At 66.7% G+C, this 1066-nt stretch carries 1 protein-coding gene; it reads left to right on the top strand.

Features of this window, described 5'->3' with window-relative positions; genetic code table 11:
* Positions 1–350: 350 nt before the first annotated feature.
* Positions 351–1066 (top strand): helix-turn-helix domain-containing protein (locus ABTZ94_RS37680; RefSeq protein WP_351207996.1); only part of this gene is annotated, 716 nt, incomplete at its 3' end.

Below are 1066 nucleotides of genomic sequence, written 5' to 3'. Positions count from 1 at the left end.
CGAGATCCTGGCGAAGGTCCGCCTCATCCAGACCAACATCAAGAAGCTCGTCGCAAACAACTCAAAGTGATGGAAACAGCATCACGAGACACTAGTGTCCGGCTTCCCGTGTTGGCCTGAAATATCGACTGCCTCAGGTGGCTGAAATGCAACTCCGCAGGACAGTTCAGCGAAGGGAAGGTCGGGGAGGCGCACCGGAGCGGCGGGAATCCATCGCTGTCGCGTATGAAGAATTTCGGAAGCCATTGGTTCTGGAAATTGTTCCTTCATTGCGGAAGGAGTCGGCTGCCCGCAAGGATGCATCTCGTAGCAGCGAAACTCACACCGATGTGCAGTCTGCTGGGAGAATTGTGTCCACTGCTTCGGAAATTGCCCCCAGAACGGCCGCTGACCGGGCCTTTCGCGTACTTCGGGCGCTCGACTCGCTCGGTCCGGGAACGCATTCCCTCGACACTCTCACCCGCCTCACCAAACTGGCCCGTTCCACCGCTCACCGCATACTCCAGTCCGCGGTCCGCGAAGGCGCGGTCCTCCAGTCCGGATACGGCAGATACCAACTGGCCCCCTCCGCCATCAGCCCGCTCACCGGCCCGCTTGCCGACCTGCCGGTTTCGCTGGAGACCCTGGACGCCGAACTGTCCGCCCTGCGTAGCCGTGCGGGTGAAGCCGCGCTCCTCCATGTGCCCGTCATGCTCCGGCCCCCGCTGCGGGTCAGTCTGTGCTGCTGCTACGACCCGGGCGGCGAGTTGGCGCCCGTCTTCGCCGACGGCGACCGCTCCGGCCCGCTGTTCCGCGCGCCGCTGTACACCGACGCCGCCGGACTGGTCCTCCTCGCGAGGCTGCTCGGTGCCGCTCCACGCGATCCCGTCCTGCGCCGCATCCGGGACCTCAACCATGCCCGCACCCCCTCGGTACTGCCTGGCTGGGACCTGGTGGCCGCCCCCGTACAGCGCGGCGCGGCCACGGTCGCCTCGGTGAGTCTGCTGATCCGCCGCTCGGCCGACCCCGGACCCCACCGGCGTGCCACAGCCGAGGTGTCGCGGACCGCCGCCCGGTTGGGCCGGGC

It is taken from the genome of Streptomyces sp. NPDC002785, assembly GCF_040295565.1.
Lineage (GTDB): Bacteria > Actinomycetota > Actinomycetes > Streptomycetales > Streptomycetaceae > Streptomyces.
The sequence above is the reverse complement of the archived record's forward strand: the minus strand, read 5'-3'. Positions and strand labels throughout refer to the sequence as shown.